This is a genomic window from Ensifer sp. ENS10 (assembly GCF_014852025.1).
In the GTDB taxonomy this organism is placed as follows: Bacteria; Pseudomonadota; Alphaproteobacteria; order Rhizobiales; family Rhizobiaceae; genus Ensifer.
In genome coordinates this window covers 164,556-181,954 of the sequence record NZ_JACVAS010000009.1, presented here as the reverse complement: position 1 = coordinate 181,954, position 17,399 = coordinate 164,556, and the positions used below count along the sequence as shown (strand labels likewise).

Here is a 17,399-nt window from a genome sequence, read left to right as displayed (position 1 = left end):
GAAGGGCTCAGCAGCTTGAACATGTCTCGAGGTCTTCCGTCGTCAGTGTCACCGGGTGAGCGGGAACTTCGACCTGATCCAATCCCAGCAGCGCGCCAAGCAGCGGCAGGTCGAATGTGACGTTGCGCACTTCCAGCCGCATAGTCAGCACCGGCCCGTTCGGCCGCCCCCAGTAGCCGAGGCCGGAGCGCTGGTAGGTCACCACCAGGTTTTTCGGCTGGATCCGCCAATTGAGGTCGCAGATGCCCGGGTTCGGATCACCCGCTACGCCGCAGACACCGTCGCTTCCCATGACAATCCGGGTCAATTGGTCGCTGCAATTGGCGAGATCGGGCCCGCAAGTGGACGATATCGTCGCGTTGTTTGGGGTCGCGTCACCGTTGTCCAACGGATCGTCGGCGTCGGTCGGAAACACATCGGCGAAGTCGCTGGTCAGGGGCTCGGAGACGGCTGCGAGGCGGGCACCAAGTTGCAACGCCTTGACCGTCTGGTTCCATTGCGACATGGCGAAGCCGAACTCGACGAAGGCCGCAAACACCAAAAGGACGAGCGGCAGCGATATCAGCCCTTCGGTAAGTGCCACGCCGTGCTGGTCCTGCCAGAAGGAGACGGGCGATCGACGCTTTACCATCCGATATACCTCTCTTCGTGGGAGGAGCTGATGGTGATCTGATCGATGCCGAGCCAGGAGAAGATCGGCGAGCTTTCATAAAGATGTGACGTCTGCACGGTGATCGTGCCATCGGCATCGACAGGAATGATCGTGATATCCGCAAGAGCAGGCCCCCAGCCGGTAACACGCAAATTCGCCCCCGAGGCGGGGCTCTGCGTTCCATAGAAGGCAATCAGCTTGGCTGTCGCCTGGCTGCAGGTCGGCGTGTAGGTCCCCGACGCCTGCCGGCACCGCGCGAGATAGCGGCCAGCATCCCGGAGACCAGCGTCGATCTGCATCCGCTGCCAGAAGATATTGCCGAATTCGAGGATGCCGGCGGCAAAGAGGGTAACGAAAGGTATGGCGATCAACGCTTCGGTTAGCACTGCTCCATCCTCCCCTGACCGGAAGCGACGGAACGGACGGCGGACAAAATTTCGCAGCGCGATCATCATCGGACCAACTCTGATTCTTCACGGAGGTACTCCTCCATAGACCCAAGGCCGCCCGGACCGGTAATATCCACGATTTCTATGTCGATGGCATTGTACTGGAAGGGTATCTCGGTCGGACTACCTTTTGACTTGGCGACATTGTTGTGCGTTTTCACGGGACGGGTTAGAAACACCTTGCCGAATGCGGCAACATCGAGATCCCCCTTGCCATTAATTGCGCCTTGCGTCCCACAGTCCACCAACGCTGCGACGGTTATCCGTCTGTCCGGAAAGGCAGGTGGATCCTCGCTCCCATTCTTGTAACACATCGCCCTTCCGGTCTCTCCGCCTTGAGACTGCCGCTGATAGTAGCCGTGGGCAATCTCGTATTGATATACTTCATAGCGGGAAGGCCGCGGCGTGCCCTGCAACGCGGCCGGCAGGGATGATTCGCCGTAGTTGACCAGCCAGTAATTCGCCAGGTTCCAGTCACCCTTGCCAACGCGAGCGCCGCTTGTCGGTACATTAACAAGGTATGTTTGATCGTCTGGGAAGGCCATAACGTTATCGACCACTGGGTCGATGGACAATGTGGGCTTTGCGTCACAGGTAGCGGCGCCTTTGCCCTTCTTCTGAGCGCCCTTTCGCACATTGACTGCTGGAGGGCCGGCAGTGAAATTACCCGGCACAGCGCCGCCTTCCATCATGTCGAATCTCGTATTGATTGCCTCCTCAACGGAACCAGTATTGCCGGGTTTGGTCGTGACCGTTTTATTTCTCGTAAGGCACATCGGCGCGCCGGATCCGGCAAAATATGCCCTGAGGTCTGAGGCGCCATTACCGTCTGGAACCTCGAGAAATCCGAAGTTGCCGGGGCCGGCAGGAGCACCCTGGCTGGCGGGAAGATGCATGGATATCAGGGCACCGTGAAAGTCCCCATCCTCGAATGCTTGGTTGACGGTCTTGCCCTGACCTTCAAACGGGTTGCAGATGAACACCGGCGCAATATCGCACGCAGCCATCCGATAGACCGCCACCGCATCGGCGGAAACATTGATTGTATCGCGATCAAGCCCGACGGGCACAGGGAAGATCGTCTGCATCGCCTGGTCCTTGGCCGTGACCCAGGCATAGCCGGCCTCGTTCGGGTCCGTCGTGACCATCGCCTCGGTAATCGGATCGTCGTCATCGCCCGCGAAGGTCCCGTCACCGGGAATGCCCTTCAGGAACTTGACCGTCACGGTGCTCGCCGCATCGTTCCCCGCATCGTAAGCGACCGTGATGTATGATCCCATCGACATGCCAGTCCCGCCGGCGCCGAAGGCCGCGGTGTTGGCAAGCTTTTCGATCGCAGCCTCGGCGCGGGTGATCGCGTCGTCCCGGCCGTCGAGCTCGCGGGCTCCCGCCAGAGCCATGGCGTCGACCGCGTTCTGAAGATCAGTATGGAGATTGGCACTGCGGCCGACGTCGATGACGATAAGAGAAAAGCCCAGCAGCAGCGGCATCGCAATGAGCGTCAACGCGATGACGTAACCTCGATGGTCGTCCCAGAACCGTTTGATTGCCCTGTTCAACATAGGCATGTCTCTCCGATCGCGGCGGCTCACCGTCGCGTCGTGTTGTTTCTATTGCAGTTCTTTCCGGCATTGCTGCCGCATCAAACGCCGCGTGCCCCGTCAGTTGCCGGACGCCGCTCCGTTGCCGCCCATTTGGGCCGGCGGCGGGATGACCACCGCGGGAGATCCTCCGCCACCCTGATAGCCACGTATGACTCTGCTCACCACCTTGCCATCGGCCGCGATGCGCGTGTTCTGCGCCGCGCGGGGGAACGGATCTTGGATGTGGATGCCCTTATTGGCCTCCACCGCGTTTCCAAGCCCGAAGGTGATCGAGTCCCTGTGGTTCATGTAATCGGCGCAGCCGGAAACCAGGCTTGTCGCCGCCAGAACCAGGATTGCGCGCTTACTTCTTCGCAACAGCAAGGACGCCTCCCGTGTCGAGATCGAGCCTGTGGCCATAAGGGCCGGTGACGCCTTCGCCGTTGCGGAAGCGGCGCAGCATGTCCTTGTCCACCTCCAGCACGCCAAGGGCAAAGAGCTCGACGTCGTTCGACGAGCGCGTCTGGTCGAGCGGGCTGTAAAGTGCCTCGCCGGGCGTCGCCGGCCGCACGATATGCGGCGTGACGACGATGACGAGATCGGATTCCTTTTTCAGAAAGCTGGTCGAGCGGAACAGTGCGCCGAGCACGGGAAGTTGCCCCAATACCGGCAATTGCTGGATGTCCTTGGCGTTGGTCGACTGCAAGAGACCGGCCATTGCGAAGCTCTGGCCGTCGCGTAACGCCACCGTAGTCTTGGCCGCACGCGAAATGAAGCCGGGATTGCCGTTGACGTTGATCGATGTGTCGATCTCGGAAACTTCCGGCTCGACCTTCAAGCTGATCAGTCCGCCATCGAGCACCACCGGCGTGAACGTCAGCCGCACGCCGAACGGCCGGTAGTCGGTCTGGGTCGCAAGCGTCGCCCCGTTGGCCACAGTCGTCTGGATCGGGACCTCGCCGCCGGCATGGAAGCTGGCGGTCTCGCCGCTCATGGCGATCAGATTCGGTTGGGCGAGGCGCCGCACCAGTCCCTTCTGCTCCAACGCATTGATCACGATGTCGATCTGGCCGCCGGAAATCTCGAGAACCTTGGCGATCAACTGGCCGAAGGGCTGCATGCCCGTTGCTGCACCGGCCGCATCCCCTAGGGTGCGCACCAGCCCGCCGTCCTTGACGCCGATTCCCTGGCTGGTCGTCGCCTTACCGATGCCATTCCTGCCCGCCCCTGCCCAACCGATGCCGAGGTCACGACCGGTTTGCCGCGACGCCTCGATCACCCGAACTTCCAGCATAACCTGCTGAGAGTCGTTGACGCGCAACTGATTGAGAACCGGCTGGTCGGAATAGGACTGAGCGATTTCCAGCACCCGCTGCAACTCGGTGGCGTCGCGCACCATGCCCGTCAGGCGGATGCGGTCGTTCGAGTTGATCACCCGGACCTGCGATCCGGGTGACGCTGCGCGGATGGCGGACGCCACTTCGCTGAAATCGCTGGCGACACGAATGTCGATGACACCAAGAAGCTTCTTGTCGTCGCCATAAACCGAGATGTTCGTCGCCCCGTTTTTCTTGGCGCGGATGAAAAGTGATTTGTCGGAGAGTGGCACCACATCGATGAGTTCCGCGCTGCCAATCACGAGATCGCCGAAAGGCTTGCCTGTCGCGATTGTTATCGTGTCGTTGGGCGGAAGCACCACCTGCTGAACCGACCCGCCGAGATTGATGAACTTCTCCTGCGCGTCCGCCGAACCGACAAGGCCAGGCCCCCAAAAGCCGCAGACCGAAACGATCGCAACCGTCGCCGCGAGGGCCCTGCGTCTTGCCGCGTGTCTTACGCTTCCCCTCATTCCTGCCAAAGCCCCTCTCCTCGAAGCTGGCCCTGCCCCTCGACGGGGCAGGTTAAATTCCACGTTACTGGATCTGCCCCACCCGGTACTCTTCCCGTTTGTTCGTGCTCCAGACACCGACCGTCGCCCACTTCGGTTCAACCGGCAAGACCGGCTCGACATTCCGCTCGACGATTTGCACCTGTTTTTCGCCTACAGGTGCATTCATTTTGCTTTCGACGGAATTGATCCGGCCTCCGAGGTCCTCGCCGACCTTGCGGACCATGCGTTCGATCAGATCGAATCGGCCGTCGTCGGCATTTTGCGCGAGTTCCGCGGCAATGGGGCCCCCGCCCAGGTCCGCCACTGTGACTGGCCGGGTCTGCTCGACGGAGGCCGAGGCGATATTGCGAAGAGCCAGCGACAGCGTGCCGATATTGGCGCCAAGCGTCAGCCGCTGCGCTTCGTCGGTCGTCACTTCGAAAGTGACGGTTTTCACGACCGAGGGTTCATCCTTGCGCTCGTCGGCCGTCTGGTCGACGGCAAGCACCTTCACGCCCTGCAACAACACATCCACCGAGGTCTGCTCATTGCCGCTCTTGGTGTTGCGGCTAACGCGGGTCAGGAGTACGTCGACCCGATCCGAGGGGCGAACGAAACCGGCAACGCCGAGCACGTCGTTGACGCGGATGGATACGGCCTTCATCCCTTGATCGAGGGCAGCCGAGAGGGTGGCGCGTTCGCCGGCGCCGGTGATCTTTGAGGTGAGCACCGGTTCGCCGGGGTCGATCGCCTCCATCGCATAGCGCGGTTCGTCCTTGTCACCGAGAACGGCCTCGATCGCCTGGAACGAGCCTTCAGGTCTTTCGTCGGAAGGCCAAGGAATGGTTTTCAGATTTTCGGGGCGAACCCGGTCGCCGAAGCGCATCGCCTTGGCGGCGACGACCAGTGTTTTTTCATGCGCCTGCAGACCATTTGCGGTTGCAAGTCGCGCCTTTTGGTCAGCCAAGTAGGCCCGTGTCGCGAAAACCGCAGTGAGTGCAAGCACAAAGGCGACAGCAAGACTAATAATCGTAGAGGAGCGCATCACCAGTACTCGCTAGTACGAACCAAATACTTTATTAAATCATAATATATGGCGATGGAGGTTAATAATTCGCTCCATCGCCATCGTTAAATAAAAGTTAACTGCAGGTCACACCAGTTGCGGCGTCAGTTGTGCAGGTCAGGCTATTCTCAAAGAAGCCACCCCAGGAGGTCCAAGCCGTCGAGAGGCTATCACCTGCTCCGGTCACCGCAACAATAACGCCCCCGACAAGCAGACCAAGCAGAATAAGATATTCCGTCAGCGCTACGCCGTCTTCTTCCCGCGCGAAAGCGCGGACTTTTGTCAAAAGTGCTTTCATCGAGAATTACCTCCAACACAGTATAATTTTTGCGTGACCGCTTACTTCCCCGGCCCTCGCCTGTCATCGAGACCACCTCTCCGACTGACATTATTAATAATCCCTTAATTATTATATCGTCAACTTCTAATACGAAGTGATATGAGCCATCTTTGGGTTATGGTTAAAATCAGAACCCCTATATTTTAAGGGTCAATAGAGAGATCGCCTGCGGAAACATGACATCCTGTAATATTTCTTGAACTTTTCTGATCCGCGGTTTCTTGCGAAGCCTTTGGAAGAGCTACACAATTGCATCTGAGATCACCTATCGCGCAGAACTGGTGAACCATGACAGAACTTATCAACATAATCCCTTTGGTAGCGGCGGCGTTCTTTCTCTACTCCGCTTGGAGCGACTTCCAGTGCTGGCGCATTCCGAACGGCGTCGTGCTCGTGCTCGTCTCCGTCTACGCACTGGGCGCCGTGATCCGGCTCACGACAACACAGGACATCGGCGCCGCGCTCTTCTCGCTCGACGGCGTCGGAGGCGATATCGGGGCTGGCTTACTGCTATTCACGCTCGGGGTGGCGCTCTGGGCCTTTCGGTTGTTCGGGGCCGGCGACGCCAAACTATTCCTGCCGATTGGCCTCTTCGTCGGCTGGCACGGCATGCTCCCCTTTGCCGTTTTCCTGCTGATCGGCGGGATATTGACCATGCTGGCCTTGAGGTTGCCGATGCCCTTGGCGTTCGCGCACTACGCTGTGATCATGCGGATCGAAGAGATCCGCATCAGCCGCAAGATCCCGTACGGCGTCATCATGGTCTTCGCAACCCTCGTCACGATGGCCCTCGGTCACCACAAAGCTTAAACAAGCGTGCCAAACCGCGCGCCTTGAACAACGCTAGGGAAGTTCGCGGCGACGGCAACCGGCGACGGAACTCGCCCCGTCATCACCTTTCGAGATGATCCGATCCAGTATCGTCGCAAACGCAAGCTCACGGCCGCGGCGGCAACTCGCGCAAGAACAGAAGGCACTGCACCAGTTGGGAGGCAGCCTCCTGGGCGAAGACAAGCACATCTTCATTCTTCTCGCGCGCCATGAGATCGAGGTAACAGTCAAGCACGATGCCGCAAAGCACGGCTGGACGTTCGAACGCTGCCGGAGAAAACCCGTCGATATTGGGCTTGCAGGCCACGTGAAGGTCGCGACATCTCGCGAGACGTTCTTTCGCGTCCTGCACAAAGCGGGTTAGTTCCCGCAAATCTGAAAGATCTCCGAGGCCCAGCAGCTGCTGGTGGAGCCGCCGCTCGAGATCTCCAAGCGTGGGGTCGGCACCGGAGGCGGCATCCTGGCGTGTGCGATGAAAGGCCAGCCGCCGCTCGCGCCGCAACGTCGCGACGTGCCCCAATTCCTCGCGGGCCATCCTTTCGGCTGCCTGCCGGATCTCTTGCGAAGGAGCTCGCCCGGCAACGTAGCTCCAGAATTCGAAGGCTCGCTCTTCGTTTCTGACCGCGATGGAGAATGCCCGGTAGGCGCTTAGAGCTTCGGCGGGGATCAAATCGGCGCCTTCCGGGTCGAAGAGATCAGGCGGCGACGAAAGCCCGGCCGCGTTCCCTGTGACTTCAACGCCGCTTGCTTTCGACCAGCCCGTGACCTCAGACAAGTGCGATCGTTCCTCAGCGATCAGGCGCTCGAAGACTGCGACCAGCTCGGGTCGCCCCTCGGCGCACATCCTGTCCCTGAGCGTTTCATATCCTTCGATTGCCTCCTGCTCCATACGCGCGGCCCTTTGCATCAGGCCCTCCATGGTATCCAGCACGGGCGGTTCTTCGGTCAGTTTTGGCATGAAGTCCTCCGAAAGTGGTGCCCCATCCTACGGAAACAAAAAAACCGTTGGTTGATCTGGCGCAACGATTACGCCGTCTGTGCCGCTAACTTCCGCCCGAATTCCTGTGCCGAAGATCGCGGCGCGGCACAGGATCGATGTGAGAACAGCCGCTGCGCCAGATGGAATGCGAATGCCGAAGAACGTCCCCATCCGAAAACACGGTCTGGCCGTTTTTCTTGCGTTTTTCATCGCGGCCCTTACCGCTGCGAGCCAAGCGTTCGCCGCCGACGGCCTCTCCGCCTACCTCGCCAAGGTACAGCCGACGGAGCTTTTCGCCGGCGCCGATCGCTTCGGTGACCCCGTAGGCGAACCGGCAATCGTGCCCGTCCACAAGGGTGCCGACATCGCCGGCTACGCCTATCTCAACTCTGATTTCACCAACTCGACCGGCTATTCCGGCAAGCCGATCCATATCGTCGTCGGGATCGACAAGACCGGCGTTGTGCGTGGGCTGAAGCTTGTGGATCACAAGGAGCCGATCGTGCTGATCGGCATACCGGAAGCCCGCGTCGTCGAAGCGCTGAACTCGGTCATTGGCCGAGATCTATCTCGCGTTGCCTCGGGCGCCGAGCGCCCGCCTCAGGTCGACATCGTCAGCGGCGCGACCGTTACCGTCCTGGTAATGGGCGACAGCGTGGTGCGCTCGGCCGTCAAGCTGGTGCGGAGCGGCAGGCTCGGCGACAAGGCCGCAAGGGCGGTTGCCAGCACTGCACCGGTCCGAACGCTCGATGCTGCGCAACAGGATATCCGCGACTGGCAAACTCTTCTCGGAGACGGTTCGATCCGCAGCCTTCGACTCGACGTTGGTGAGGTGTCGGAGGCTTTCCTTAGGGCCGGTCACAAGGACGCGGCCGACAAGCCCGAAACGACCGAACCCAAGGACCGCTTCATCGATCTCTATCTCGCACCCGTCAGCGTGCCTTCCATCGGCAAGAGCTTGCTTGGCGAAGAGGGCTATGCGCGCCTTGCCAAGCGGCTGAATCCGGGACAGTCGGCCATCCTGGTCGCGGGTGACGGTACCTATTCGTTCAAGGGGTCAGGCTATGTGCGCGGCGGCATCTTCGATCGCATCGAACTGCTGCAGGACGGGCAAGGCTTGCGCTTCCGCGACCGCGACCACACGCGGCTGACACAGATCGCCGCCGAAGGCGCCCCTCGCTTGCGCGAAATCGCCCTCTACATCATTCCCGACAGCTTCACCTTCGACGTCACCGAGCCATGGGAACTGCAGCTCCTGGTCCAGCGCAGCACCGGCGTGCGCGACAAGGCCACCCTGCCCTACGATCTCGGATACACGCTGCCCGAGCATTACATGATCGTCGAAGCAGCTCCTGCTTCGGCGGCAGCCCAGCCTGCCACTGCCCCCGCGCAAACCGCTGCGGAGCCAGGTCCGCTGGATGACGAACAGGCGCCGCTCTGGGTCGGCATCTGGGAAATGAGCCGCATCTCCATCGTCATCACCTTTGCCGGACTGCTGGTTCTGACCGCGATCTTCTTCTTTCAGAACTGGCTCGTCAGCAGGCCGAAACTGTTCGGCTGGGTACGACGCGGCTACCTGCTTTTCGCCCTGGTCTGGCTTGGCTGGTTTGCCAATGCGCAGCTTTCCGTCGTCAATGTCCTCACGTTCGTGAATTCGCTGATCACCGGTTTTCATTGGGAGTTCTTCCTCTCGGCGCCGTTGATCTTCATTCTCTGGGCGGCAGTGGCGGCGGCTCTGCTGTTTTGGGGGCGCGGTCCGTTCTGCGGCTGGCTCTGCCCATTTGGCGCATTGCAGGAACTTACGAACGGCATCGCCAGATGGCTGAAGGTGCCCCAGATCAAACTGCCCTGGGGTCTGCATGAGCGCCTCTGGCCGGTGAAATACATCATCTTCCTCGGACTGTTCGGCCTGTCGCTCTATTCGCTGGCACTGGCTGAGACATTTGCCGAGATCGAACCCTTCAAGACGGCGATCATTCTGAAGTTCGCGCGCGAGTGGCCCTTCGTCCTCTTCGCTTTGACGCTGCTGGCTGCGGGGCTCTTCATCGAGCGTTTCTACTGCCGCTATCTCTGCCCGCTCGGTGCAGCGCTCGCCATTCCCGGACGCATCCGCATGTTCGAATGGCTGAAACGCTGGCCCGAATGCGGCTCGCCATGCCAGCGCTGCGCCAAGGAATGTCCGGTGCAGTCGATCCACCCTGAAGGGCAGATCAACGTTAACGAGTGCATCTACTGCATGCACTGCCAGGAACTCTACCAGGACGACCAACGCTGCCCGCACATGATCCAGGTGCGGCTGAAGCGAGAGAAATTCATGGCGCTTTCCACCCCCGCATCGAGGGGACAGGCGCCGGCAAAAACCGTGGTTACCCACAAGGGCAAGCCGATCGGCGGCAAGGAAGAGGCCACAGGCGAGCCCGCCTGACGCCATCATAAAAGGAGCAAAGACATGTCAGATCCCAATATCCCAACTGCGCTGAGCAGGCGCCAGCTGCTCGGCTCCACCGCCGCGGCGGCTGTCGCGGGTGCTGCGGCCGTCGGCGGCGCGGTTACCATTTCCACCGTCACTGCGGCGCCGGCACTTGCTGCCGGTGGCCAGTCCATTGAAGTGAAGCCCGGCGAACTCGACGAATATTATGTCTTTTTCTCCGGCGGCCACAGCGGTGAAGTCCGCATCCTCGGCCTGCCGTCGATGCGCGAATTGATGCGAATTCCCGTCTTTAACCGCGACAGCGCAACCGGCTGGGGCCAGACGAACGAAAGCCGCAAGATCCTGACCGAAGGTCTGCTGCCGGAGACCAAGGAATATCTGAAGGACAAGGGCGGCATCTATCTCAACGGCGACCTGCACCACCCGCACCCGTCTTTCACGGAAGGCACCTATGACGGGCGCTACCTCTTCGCAAACGACAAGGCCAACACGCGTGTCTGCCGCATCCGCCTCGATGTGATGAAGTGCGACAAGATCATCCAGTTGCCGAACCAGCACACCGTTCACGGCCTACGCGTGCAGAAATATCCGCGCACCGGCTACGTCTTCGCCAATGGCGAAGATCGTGTGCCGATCCCGAACGACGGCTCGGTTCTCGACGACCACAAGCAGTATCACGCGATCTTCTCGGCGATCGACGGCGACACGATGAAGGTCGCTTGGCAGGTCATGATCGACGGCAATCTCGACAACGTCGACGCCGACTACCAGGGCAAATATGCCTTTGCCACCTGCTACAACTCCGAAGAGGGCGTGAACCTCGCGGAGATGATGGCAAAGGACCAGGACTGGATCGTCGTCTTCAACCTCAAGCGCATCGAGGAAGCTGTCGCGAAAGGCGACTTCAAGGAAATGGGAGGCGTTCCGGTGGTGGATGGCCGCAAGGGCTCGCCCTACACCCGCTACATTCCGGTTTCCAACGGCCCGCACGGCATGAACACGGCACCGGACGGCATTCATATCGTCGCCAACGGCAAGCTGTCGCCAACGGTCACCGTCATGGACGTGCGCCTGTTCGACGACCTGTTCGACGACAAGATCAAGCCGCGCGACACGGTCGTTGCCGAACCGGAGCTCGGGCTTGGACCGCTCCACACTGCCTATGACGGCCGGGGCAACTGCTACACGACGCTCTTCATCGACAGCCAGATCTGCAAATGGAACCTTGAGGATGCAAGGCGCGCCTACAAGGGCGAAAAGGTCAATCCGATCCGCCAGAAGCTCGATGTGCAGTATCAACCCGGCCACAACCACACATCGATGGGGCAGACGAAGGATGCCGACGGCAAGTGGCTGATTTCTCTGAACAAGTTCTCGAAGGATCGCTACCTGAATGTCGGCCCGCTGAAGCCGGAAAACGATCAGCTCATCGATATCTCGGGCGACGAGATGATGCTGGTTCACGACAACCCGACCTTCGCCGAGCCGCATGATGCGACGATCGTTCACAACTCCAAGATCAACCCGGTCAACGTCTGGAGCCGCGACGACAGCTTCTTTGCCGACGCGGTCGCCCAGGCAAAGGCCGACAACATCGACCTGCTGATCGATTCCGAAGTGATCCGCGACGGCAACAAGGTCCGCGTCTACATGACGTCGGCCGCACCTGCCTTCGGGCTCGAGAGCTTCACGGTGAAGCAGGGCGATGAGGTGACCGTCTACGTCACCAATATCGACGAGGTGGAAGATCTCACGCACGGCTTCTCGATCATCAACTACGGCATCAACATGGAAGTCGCGCCGCAAGCGACGGCCTCGGTGACCTTCACCGCCGATAAGCCGGGTGTGTGGTGGTACTATTGCTCCTGGTTCTGCCATGCCATGCACATGGAGATGAAGGGCCGGATGTTCGTGGAGCCGAAGAAGGCATGATGCGTCTTCACGAGGCGGCAATGCTCGGGATGGTGGCGGTAGTCGCCGCCATTCCGGCGACGGCCGGGGCGGAAACGATCCGCCTCTCGCCTGCTGCCGTACCGTCCCTGCAACAAGCGATCGATGCTGCCAAGCCGGGCGATGAACTGGTCCTGGAGAACGCTGAGTTCTCCGGCCCTGTCACGATCGATGTACCGGTGACGGTGCGCGGCGAACCCGGCGCTTCTATCAAGGGCAACGGCAAGGGCAGCGTCGTCACCATCACCGCTGAAGACGTGGTCTTCAGCGGCATTGCCGTCTCGGGCTCGGGCAGTTCTCTCGAAGAGATGAATTCGGGCGTCTTCGTTGCGCAAACCGCGAAACGGGCCGTCGTCGAGAAGAGCCGGATTAAGGGCAATCTCTACGGCATCTATCTGCACGGTGCAGAAGGCTCTATTGCCCGAGACAACGTCATCATCGGTACGGGCGAAGGCCGGTTGAGCGAAACCGGCAATGGCGTGACGCTGTGGAATGCGCCGGGTGCAAGAGTGACCGGAAACGATATCAGCTTCGGGCGCGACGGCATCGCCACCAACGCCAGCAAGCGCAACGTCTTTAGTGGAAACCGCTTCAGCAACCTGCGCTTCGCCATCCATTACATGTATACCAATGACAGTGAGATCAGCGACAACATCTCCACCGGCAACTCGGTCGGTTATGCCATCATGTTCTCCAGCCGACTGAAAATTACCGGCAACGTCTCCGATGGCGACCGCGACCACGGCCTGCTTCTGAACTACGCCAACGGTTCGACCATTACGGGCAACATCGTCAAGGGACGCCTGCAGCCCATCTCGCGCTGGGACGAGCGCGGCGTCCGCTCACAGGAGCACGGGATCCCGGCGGGAGACGGCGGAGCCGTCGAAGACAAGACGGGGATGCGCCCCGGTCCGGACAAGTGTGTCTTCATCTACAACGCCAACAAGAACCGCTTGCGTGACAACTTGTTCGAGGGTTGCGCGATCGGCATCCATTTCACCGCCGGTTCTGAGAGCAACAAACTGAGCGGTAACGCCTTCGTCGGCAACCGCAACCAGGTGAAATATGTCGGCGCCCGCTATCTCGACTGGTCCGAGGATGGACGTGGCAACTATTGGAGCGACAACCCGGCCTTCGATCTCGATGGCGACGGCATCTCTGACAATGCCTACCGGCCCAATGACCTGATCGATCGGGTGCTCTGGACGGCGCCGCAGGCACGCGTGCTGACGAGCAGCCCTGCCGTTCAGGTGGTGCGCTGGGCCCAGGCGCGGTTTCCAGCACTTCTGCCCGGCGGTGTTACCGACAGCCATCCGCTGATGGCGATGCCGGTACGAAAGGAACAATGACCATGACCTCGACCGTTAGCGTCAAAGGGGTTTCGAAAAGATATGGCGGCAAGGTTGATGCGCTGCGGGAACTCTCTTTCACCCTCGACGAAGGCGAGACCGTCGCGCTCGTCGGCCACAATGGCGCCGGCAAGACGACGCTGATCAAGCTGCTGCTCGGGCTTATCCGCCCAACCTCCGGTGAGGTACGCGTCCTCGGCGAAGATCCGGCAAAGGGCGATTTCGGCGTTCGCCGGGCGCTTGGCTATCTGCCCGAGAGCGTATCGTTTCACATGGCGCTAACGGGACGCGAAACCCTGTCCTTCTACGCGCGTCTGAAGCGGGTGGATGTCAAATGTGCCGACGAGCTCTTCGAGCGTGTCGGGCTCGCTATCAGCGCCGCCGACCGCCCTATCCGCACCTATTCCAAGGGAATGCGGCAAAGGCTTGGTCTGGCGCAGGCGCTGTTGGGCGCACCAAAGGTGCTGTTTCTGGATGAGCCGACGAGTGGTCTCGATCCGGCGCTGCGGCGCAATTTCTACACCCTTATCGATGAACTGCGTGCCGGCGGAACAACGATCCTCCTGTCCTCACATGCGCTTGGGGAACTCGAGGATCGGGCCGGACGCGTGATCATCGTCAACCGCGGTTCGCAGATCGCAGACGGAACCATCGACGACCTCAGGCGGATCGCCAGCCTGCCATCCCGCATCCGGGTGCGACCGGTCTCCGGCGGAAGGCCCGGTCTGCTCAGAGATACCGGCGTCCGGTGGACGGAAGCTGGCGACGGCAGCCTGGAGACCGAAGTGGCACACGCCGAGAGACTTCCATTGATACACCGCCTCAGCGATGCCGCCTCCGGGATCGATACCCTGACGATGATAGAGCCGACACTCGACGACCTCTACGCTCATTTCCTGAACAGCCAGGAGGCGGCGTAATGCGCAACATTCTGATTATAGCGGCCAAGGAAGTTCGCGAGGGCATGCGCAACCGCTGGGTCCTTGCGACGACATTGGTCCTCGCCGCACTCGCGCTGACGTTGACCTTTCTTGGAAGCGCACCCACCGGCAATGTCGGGGCGAGCCGCCTCGACGTGGTGATCGTCAGCCTGTCGAGCCTGACGATCTTTCTGGTGCCGCTGATTGCGCTTCTGATCTCTCACGATGCCATCGTTGGCGAGGTCGAACGCGGCACCATGCTGCTGCTGCTTGGCTATCCCATCGGGCGCGGCCAGATCGTACTCGGCAAGTTCCTCGGCCATATCGCCATACTGTGCTTCGCAACCATTTGCGGCTATGGCGCAGCCGCCATCGCGCTCGCGTTGATGGGAGGCGCAACCGACGCGCAAAGCTGGCTGGCTTTCGTTTCCATGACGGGATCGTCCGTCTTGCTCGGCGCGGTCTTCGTCGCGATCGGATACTTCGTCAGTGCCAGTGCGGGCGAGCGCAGCACCGCGGGCGGCATTGCTATCGGGCTCTGGCTGTTCTTCGTGCTGATCTACGACATGGCCCTGCTCGGCGGGCTTGTGGCAGCGCAGGGGCGTTCGCTGCCGGACGGTCTGCTCGATCTCTTGCTGCTCGCCAATCCGACGGATGCCTATCGACTTCTCAATCTCGGTAGCGGCGGCGCGGCCGCGCTCTCCGGCATGGGCGGTGTCGCCAAGAACTCAATCCTCACAGGCGAGGTCCTGCTCGCCGCACTTTGCGTCTGGACAGCCGCACCGCTCGCTCTGGCCACGCTGCTTTTCTCCAGGAGGGACATTTGAAACCCGTCCGCTTTGCCCTCATCGTCGCAGCATCGCTGGCGCTTGCTGGTTGCGAAAACAAAGAGCCGGCCGAGATGCCAGCGCCCTATGTCCTTAACCAGGACGCCATGGGCCGCTATTGCGGCATGAACGTCTTGGAACACGCCGGCCCCAAGGGCCAGATCATCCTTGAGAAGATACCGGAGGCCATTTGGTTTTCGTCGGCCCGCGACACCGTTGCCTTCACGATGCTGCCGGACGAACCGAAGGAAATCGCCGCGATCTACGTATCCGACATGGGCAAGGCGCCGAGCTGGGAAAGGCCTGGCGCCGATAACTGGATCGACGCACGCAAGGCCGTTTTCGTCATCGACAGCCGGGTTAGAGGCGGCATGGGCGCGGAAGAAGCGGTTCCCTTCTCTTCGGAGGAAGCCGCTCAGGCCTTCATTGCCAAGAATGGCGGCCGCATCGTGAGCTTCGCCGATCTTCCGGAGACCTATATTCTGGGTGCAGGTGGCGAGAGCTATGACGGCGCGGAAGCACCGGGAGGACACGACCATGGATAAGCCCGTCAGCCGCCGGCGTTTCATCACAATCATGGCTGCTTTCGGCGGTTTGCCGCTTTCGCGCGGAACAGGCTGGGCGGCGCTGCCGGCGGGGCCTGTCGTATGGCACGGGCAGGCTCTGGGCGCACCGGCCACGCTGGTCCTCAGTCATGAGGACGCAGCACAGGCGCAGGCGCTGATCGCGCGAGTGGTGGCAGAGGTTCGGCGCCTGGAGGATATCTTCAGCCTCTACCGCGAGGACTCGGCCCTTCGCCAACTAAATCGCCTTGGCGCCCTTGCAGCCCCGCCGACGGAGCTTGTGGACCTCCTTGAGATATCCCGGCGTTTTCACGCTCTTACCGGCGGGCGGTTCGAGCCCGCGATACAGCCCCTCTGGGCGCTTTACGCCCGGCACTTCGCCAGGCCGGATGCCGACCCTGCCGGGCCATCGCATGGCGAGGTGCGCGAGGCGCTGGCCTTGACCGATTTCGCGCAGGTACACATCGACCGCAATCGCATCGCTTTCTCCCGCCGAGGCATGGCGCTGACACTCAATGGTATCGCCCAAGGCTACGTCACCGATCGCGTCGTCCAGCTCTTGCGTGAGGCCGGTGTCACCAGCAGCCTCGTCGACATGGGTGAAAACCGCGCGATCGGTGCAAGGGCGGACGGGCAACCTTGGCGCATCGGCCTGGCCGACTTCGAGGATGCGAATGACGTCGACGCGACCCTGAATATCATCGACCGCGCGGTCGCGACGTCCTCTGCAAAAGGGTTCCAATTCGACGCTAAAGGCCGCTTCAGCCACATCCTGGACCCACGGAGCGGCGCGACGGCACAGCAGTATGCCCGGGTTTCGGTCGTTGCGCCGGAGGCTTCGACCGCTGATGCCCTTTCGACAGCGTTTTCGCTGATGGCGCCTGATGAGATCGATGCACTGGCAAAGCGACAGACCTTGGTTGATGTACATCTCAAAAGCCGATGATGCGGTCTGTTGGCTGACGGGAACCGACTGAGCAAACGTCTGGCACCAGAGCCTGCCTGATACAGCGCGTCTGGCGTTCAACTGAAACGACCGCCCCTCGTCTCTCGCCGCTGTTCCTTGCCATTCATCGCTCAGACATGCCATTAGGCTTGATGCAAATCGGCCGAGAGGAACCGGTGCAGCACAAGCAGCATTGCGGACCTCTCCCTCATTTCAGGAGAACCCATGTTTGACCACGTCAAATTCGGCGTCAGGGACTTTGCTGCGAGCAAAGCCTTCTACCTTAGGGCACTCGAACCGCTCGGTGTAGCTATCATAGCCGAGGGCGAACCTTCCTACGGTGTCGAACTTAGTTCGAAGGGCAAGGCTTCATTGTGCCTGCACCAGACCGACGAGAAGCCGGCGCATCTTCATCTGGCCTTCGCGGCCGAAAGCCGCGAGCAAGTCGATGCTTTCTACCGCGCGGCTCTGGAAGCGGGTGGTAAAGACAATGGTGCGCCGGGTCTCCGCCCACGCTACCACGCGAACTACTACGCGGCCTTCGTGCTTTGCCCGGATGGACACAACATCGAAGCGGTTTGCCACGAAGCTGAGGCCTGACCGAGCGGGTTGAACGTCTCTGGAGGCGCCAGGCCCTCCGCCA

17 protein-coding genes are annotated in these 17,399 nt (G+C 60.9%); 9 read left to right on the top strand and 8 right to left on the bottom strand.

Features of this window, described 5'->3' with window-relative positions; all coding sequences use genetic code 11:
- Positions 1-7: 7 nt before the first annotated feature.
- The 7 genes from IB265_RS26970 to IB265_RS26940 form a co-directional block, all read right to left on the bottom strand.
- A complete protein-coding gene (locus IB265_RS26970; protein ID WP_192495366.1) occupies positions 8-631 on the bottom strand; it encodes a TadE/TadG family type IV pilus assembly protein in 624 nt (207 codons plus the stop codon).
- Entirely contained in the window at positions 625-1,104 is a 480-nt protein-coding gene (locus IB265_RS26965) for a TadE/TadG family type IV pilus assembly protein (protein WP_192495477.1), read from the bottom strand. The genes IB265_RS26970 and IB265_RS26965 overlap by 7 nt, the downstream gene beginning before the upstream one ends.
- Positions 1,104-2,669 carry a TadE/TadG family type IV pilus assembly protein gene (locus IB265_RS26960; RefSeq protein ID WP_375293086.1) on the bottom strand — a complete coding sequence of 522 codons (1,566 nt, stop codon included), beginning with the start codon at positions 2,667-2,669 and terminating at the stop codon, positions 1,104-1,106. Before IB265_RS26960 ends, IB265_RS26965 begins: the two co-directional genes overlap by 1 nt.
- A 93-nt stretch (positions 2,670-2,762) precedes the next feature.
- Positions 2,763-3,065: a hypothetical protein gene (locus IB265_RS26955; protein ID WP_375293087.1), complete on the bottom strand. Its 303-nt coding sequence runs from the start codon at positions 3,063-3,065 to the stop codon at positions 2,763-2,765.
- Complete coding sequence (locus tag IB265_RS26950; protein WP_192495475.1) at positions 3,049-4,533, bottom strand: type II and III secretion system protein family protein; 1,485 nt, start codon at positions 4,531-4,533, stop codon at positions 3,049-3,051. The genes IB265_RS26955 and IB265_RS26950 overlap by 17 nt, the downstream gene beginning before the upstream one ends.
- A gap of 64 nt (positions 4,534-4,597) precedes the next feature.
- On the bottom strand, positions 4,598-5,599 hold the full coding sequence (cpaB, locus tag IB265_RS26945; protein ID WP_192495364.1) for a Flp pilus assembly protein CpaB: 1,002 nt from the start codon (positions 5,597-5,599) through the stop codon (positions 4,598-4,600).
- A 97-nt stretch (positions 5,600-5,696) separates the two neighbouring features.
- A complete protein-coding gene (locus IB265_RS26940; RefSeq protein WP_192495363.1) occupies positions 5,697-5,918 on the bottom strand; it encodes a hypothetical protein in 222 nt (73 codons plus the stop codon).
- Between the two features lie 330 nt (positions 5,919-6,248).
- On the opposite strand from IB265_RS26940, the gene IB265_RS26935 reads away from it, so the two are divergent.
- Positions 6,249-6,770: a prepilin peptidase gene (locus IB265_RS26935; protein ID WP_192495362.1), complete on the top strand. Its 522-nt coding sequence runs from the start codon at positions 6,249-6,251 to the stop codon at positions 6,768-6,770.
- Between the two features lie 127 nt (positions 6,771-6,897).
- On the opposite strand, the gene IB265_RS26930 is transcribed toward IB265_RS26935, so the two are convergent.
- Entirely contained in the window at positions 6,898-7,749 is an 852-nt protein-coding gene (locus tag IB265_RS26930; RefSeq protein ID WP_246806050.1) for a ferritin family protein, read from the bottom strand.
- Positions 7,750-7,921: 172 nt separating this feature from the next.
- On the opposite strand from IB265_RS26930, the gene IB265_RS26925 reads away from it, so the two are divergent.
- From IB265_RS26925 to IB265_RS26890, 8 genes are all read left to right on the top strand, one after another.
- Positions 7,922-10,195, top strand: coding sequence for a NosR/NirI family protein (locus tag IB265_RS26925; RefSeq protein ID WP_192495361.1), 2,274 nt, complete (start codon positions 7,922-7,924; stop codon positions 10,193-10,195).
- Between the two features lie 24 nt (positions 10,196-10,219).
- The gene (gene nosZ / locus IB265_RS26920) at positions 10,220-12,133 is read left to right on the top strand and encodes a TAT-dependent nitrous-oxide reductase (RefSeq protein ID WP_192495360.1); all 1,914 of its coding nucleotides are present in this window, start codon (positions 10,220-10,222) and stop codon (positions 12,131-12,133) included.
- The gene (locus IB265_RS26915; protein ID WP_113132420.1) at positions 12,130-13,500 is read left to right on the top strand and encodes a nitrous oxide reductase family maturation protein NosD; all 1,371 of its coding nucleotides are present in this window, start codon (positions 12,130-12,132) and stop codon (positions 13,498-13,500) included. Before nosZ ends, IB265_RS26915 begins: the two co-directional genes overlap by 4 nt.
- A 2-nt stretch (positions 13,501-13,502) precedes the next feature.
- Positions 13,503-14,420 (top strand): ABC transporter ATP-binding protein, encoded by a 918-nt coding sequence (locus tag IB265_RS26910; protein WP_192495359.1) that lies wholly within the window; start codon positions 13,503-13,505, stop codon positions 14,418-14,420.
- Positions 14,420-15,247 (top strand): ABC transporter permease, encoded by an 828-nt coding sequence (locus tag IB265_RS26905; protein ID WP_058327565.1) that lies wholly within the window; start codon positions 14,420-14,422, stop codon positions 15,245-15,247. The genes IB265_RS26910 and IB265_RS26905 overlap by 1 nt, the downstream gene beginning before the upstream one ends.
- Positions 15,244-15,792: a nitrous oxide reductase accessory protein NosL gene (locus tag IB265_RS26900; protein WP_246806049.1), complete on the top strand. Its 549-nt coding sequence runs from the start codon at positions 15,244-15,246 to the stop codon at positions 15,790-15,792. The genes IB265_RS26905 and IB265_RS26900 overlap by 4 nt, the downstream gene beginning before the upstream one ends.
- Positions 15,785-16,756 carry an FAD:protein FMN transferase gene (locus IB265_RS26895; RefSeq protein ID WP_192495358.1) on the top strand — a complete coding sequence of 324 codons (972 nt, stop codon included), beginning with the start codon at positions 15,785-15,787 and terminating at the stop codon, positions 16,754-16,756. The genes IB265_RS26900 and IB265_RS26895 overlap by 8 nt, the downstream gene beginning before the upstream one ends.
- A 225-nt stretch (positions 16,757-16,981) precedes the next feature.
- Entirely contained in the window at positions 16,982-17,356 is a 375-nt protein-coding gene (locus tag IB265_RS26890; RefSeq protein ID WP_058327568.1) for a VOC family protein, read from the top strand.
- Positions 17,357-17,399: the final 43 nt, after the last annotated feature.

What these genes read in the sequence shown, in the direction of transcription:
- IB265_RS26970 (WP_192495366.1), bottom strand. Translation starts at nt 631, where the DNA reads ATGGTAAAGCGTCGATCGCCCGTCTCCTTCTGGCAGGACCAGCACGGC.
- IB265_RS26965 (WP_192495477.1), bottom strand. Translation starts at nt 1,104, where the DNA reads ATGATCGCGCTGCGAAATTTTGTCCGCCGTCCGTTCCGTCGCTTCCGG.
- IB265_RS26960 (WP_375293086.1), bottom strand. Translation starts at nt 2,669, where the DNA reads ATGCCTATGTTGAACAGGGCAATCAAACGGTTCTGGGACGACCATCGA.
- IB265_RS26950 (WP_192495475.1), bottom strand. Translation starts at nt 4,533, where the DNA reads ATGAGGGGAAGCGTAAGACACGCGGCAAGACGCAGGGCCCTCGCGGCG.
- cpaB (WP_192495364.1), bottom strand. Translation starts at nt 5,599, where the DNA reads ATGCGCTCCTCTACGATTATTAGTCTTGCTGTCGCCTTTGTGCTTGCA.
- IB265_RS26940 (WP_192495363.1), bottom strand. Translation starts at nt 5,918, where the DNA reads ATGAAAGCACTTTTGACAAAAGTCCGCGCTTTCGCGCGGGAAGAAGAC.
- IB265_RS26935 (WP_192495362.1), top strand. Translation starts at nt 6,249, where the DNA reads ATGACAGAACTTATCAACATAATCCCTTTGGTAGCGGCGGCGTTCTTT.
- IB265_RS26930 (WP_246806050.1), bottom strand. Translation starts at nt 7,749, where the DNA reads ATGCCAAAACTGACCGAAGAACCGCCCGTGCTGGATACCATGGAGGGC.
- IB265_RS26925 (WP_192495361.1), top strand. Translation starts at nt 7,922, where the DNA reads ATGCCGAAGAACGTCCCCATCCGAAAACACGGTCTGGCCGTTTTTCTT.
- nosZ (WP_192495360.1), top strand. Translation starts at nt 10,220, where the DNA reads ATGTCAGATCCCAATATCCCAACTGCGCTGAGCAGGCGCCAGCTGCTC.
- IB265_RS26915 (WP_113132420.1), top strand. Translation starts at nt 12,130, where the DNA reads ATGATGCGTCTTCACGAGGCGGCAATGCTCGGGATGGTGGCGGTAGTC.
- IB265_RS26910 (WP_192495359.1), top strand. Translation starts at nt 13,503, where the DNA reads ATGACCTCGACCGTTAGCGTCAAAGGGGTTTCGAAAAGATATGGCGGC.
- IB265_RS26905 (WP_058327565.1), top strand. Translation starts at nt 14,420, where the DNA reads ATGCGCAACATTCTGATTATAGCGGCCAAGGAAGTTCGCGAGGGCATG.
- IB265_RS26895 (WP_192495358.1), top strand. Translation starts at nt 15,785, where the DNA reads ATGGATAAGCCCGTCAGCCGCCGGCGTTTCATCACAATCATGGCTGCT.
- IB265_RS26890 (WP_058327568.1), top strand. Translation starts at nt 16,982, where the DNA reads ATGTTTGACCACGTCAAATTCGGCGTCAGGGACTTTGCTGCGAGCAAA.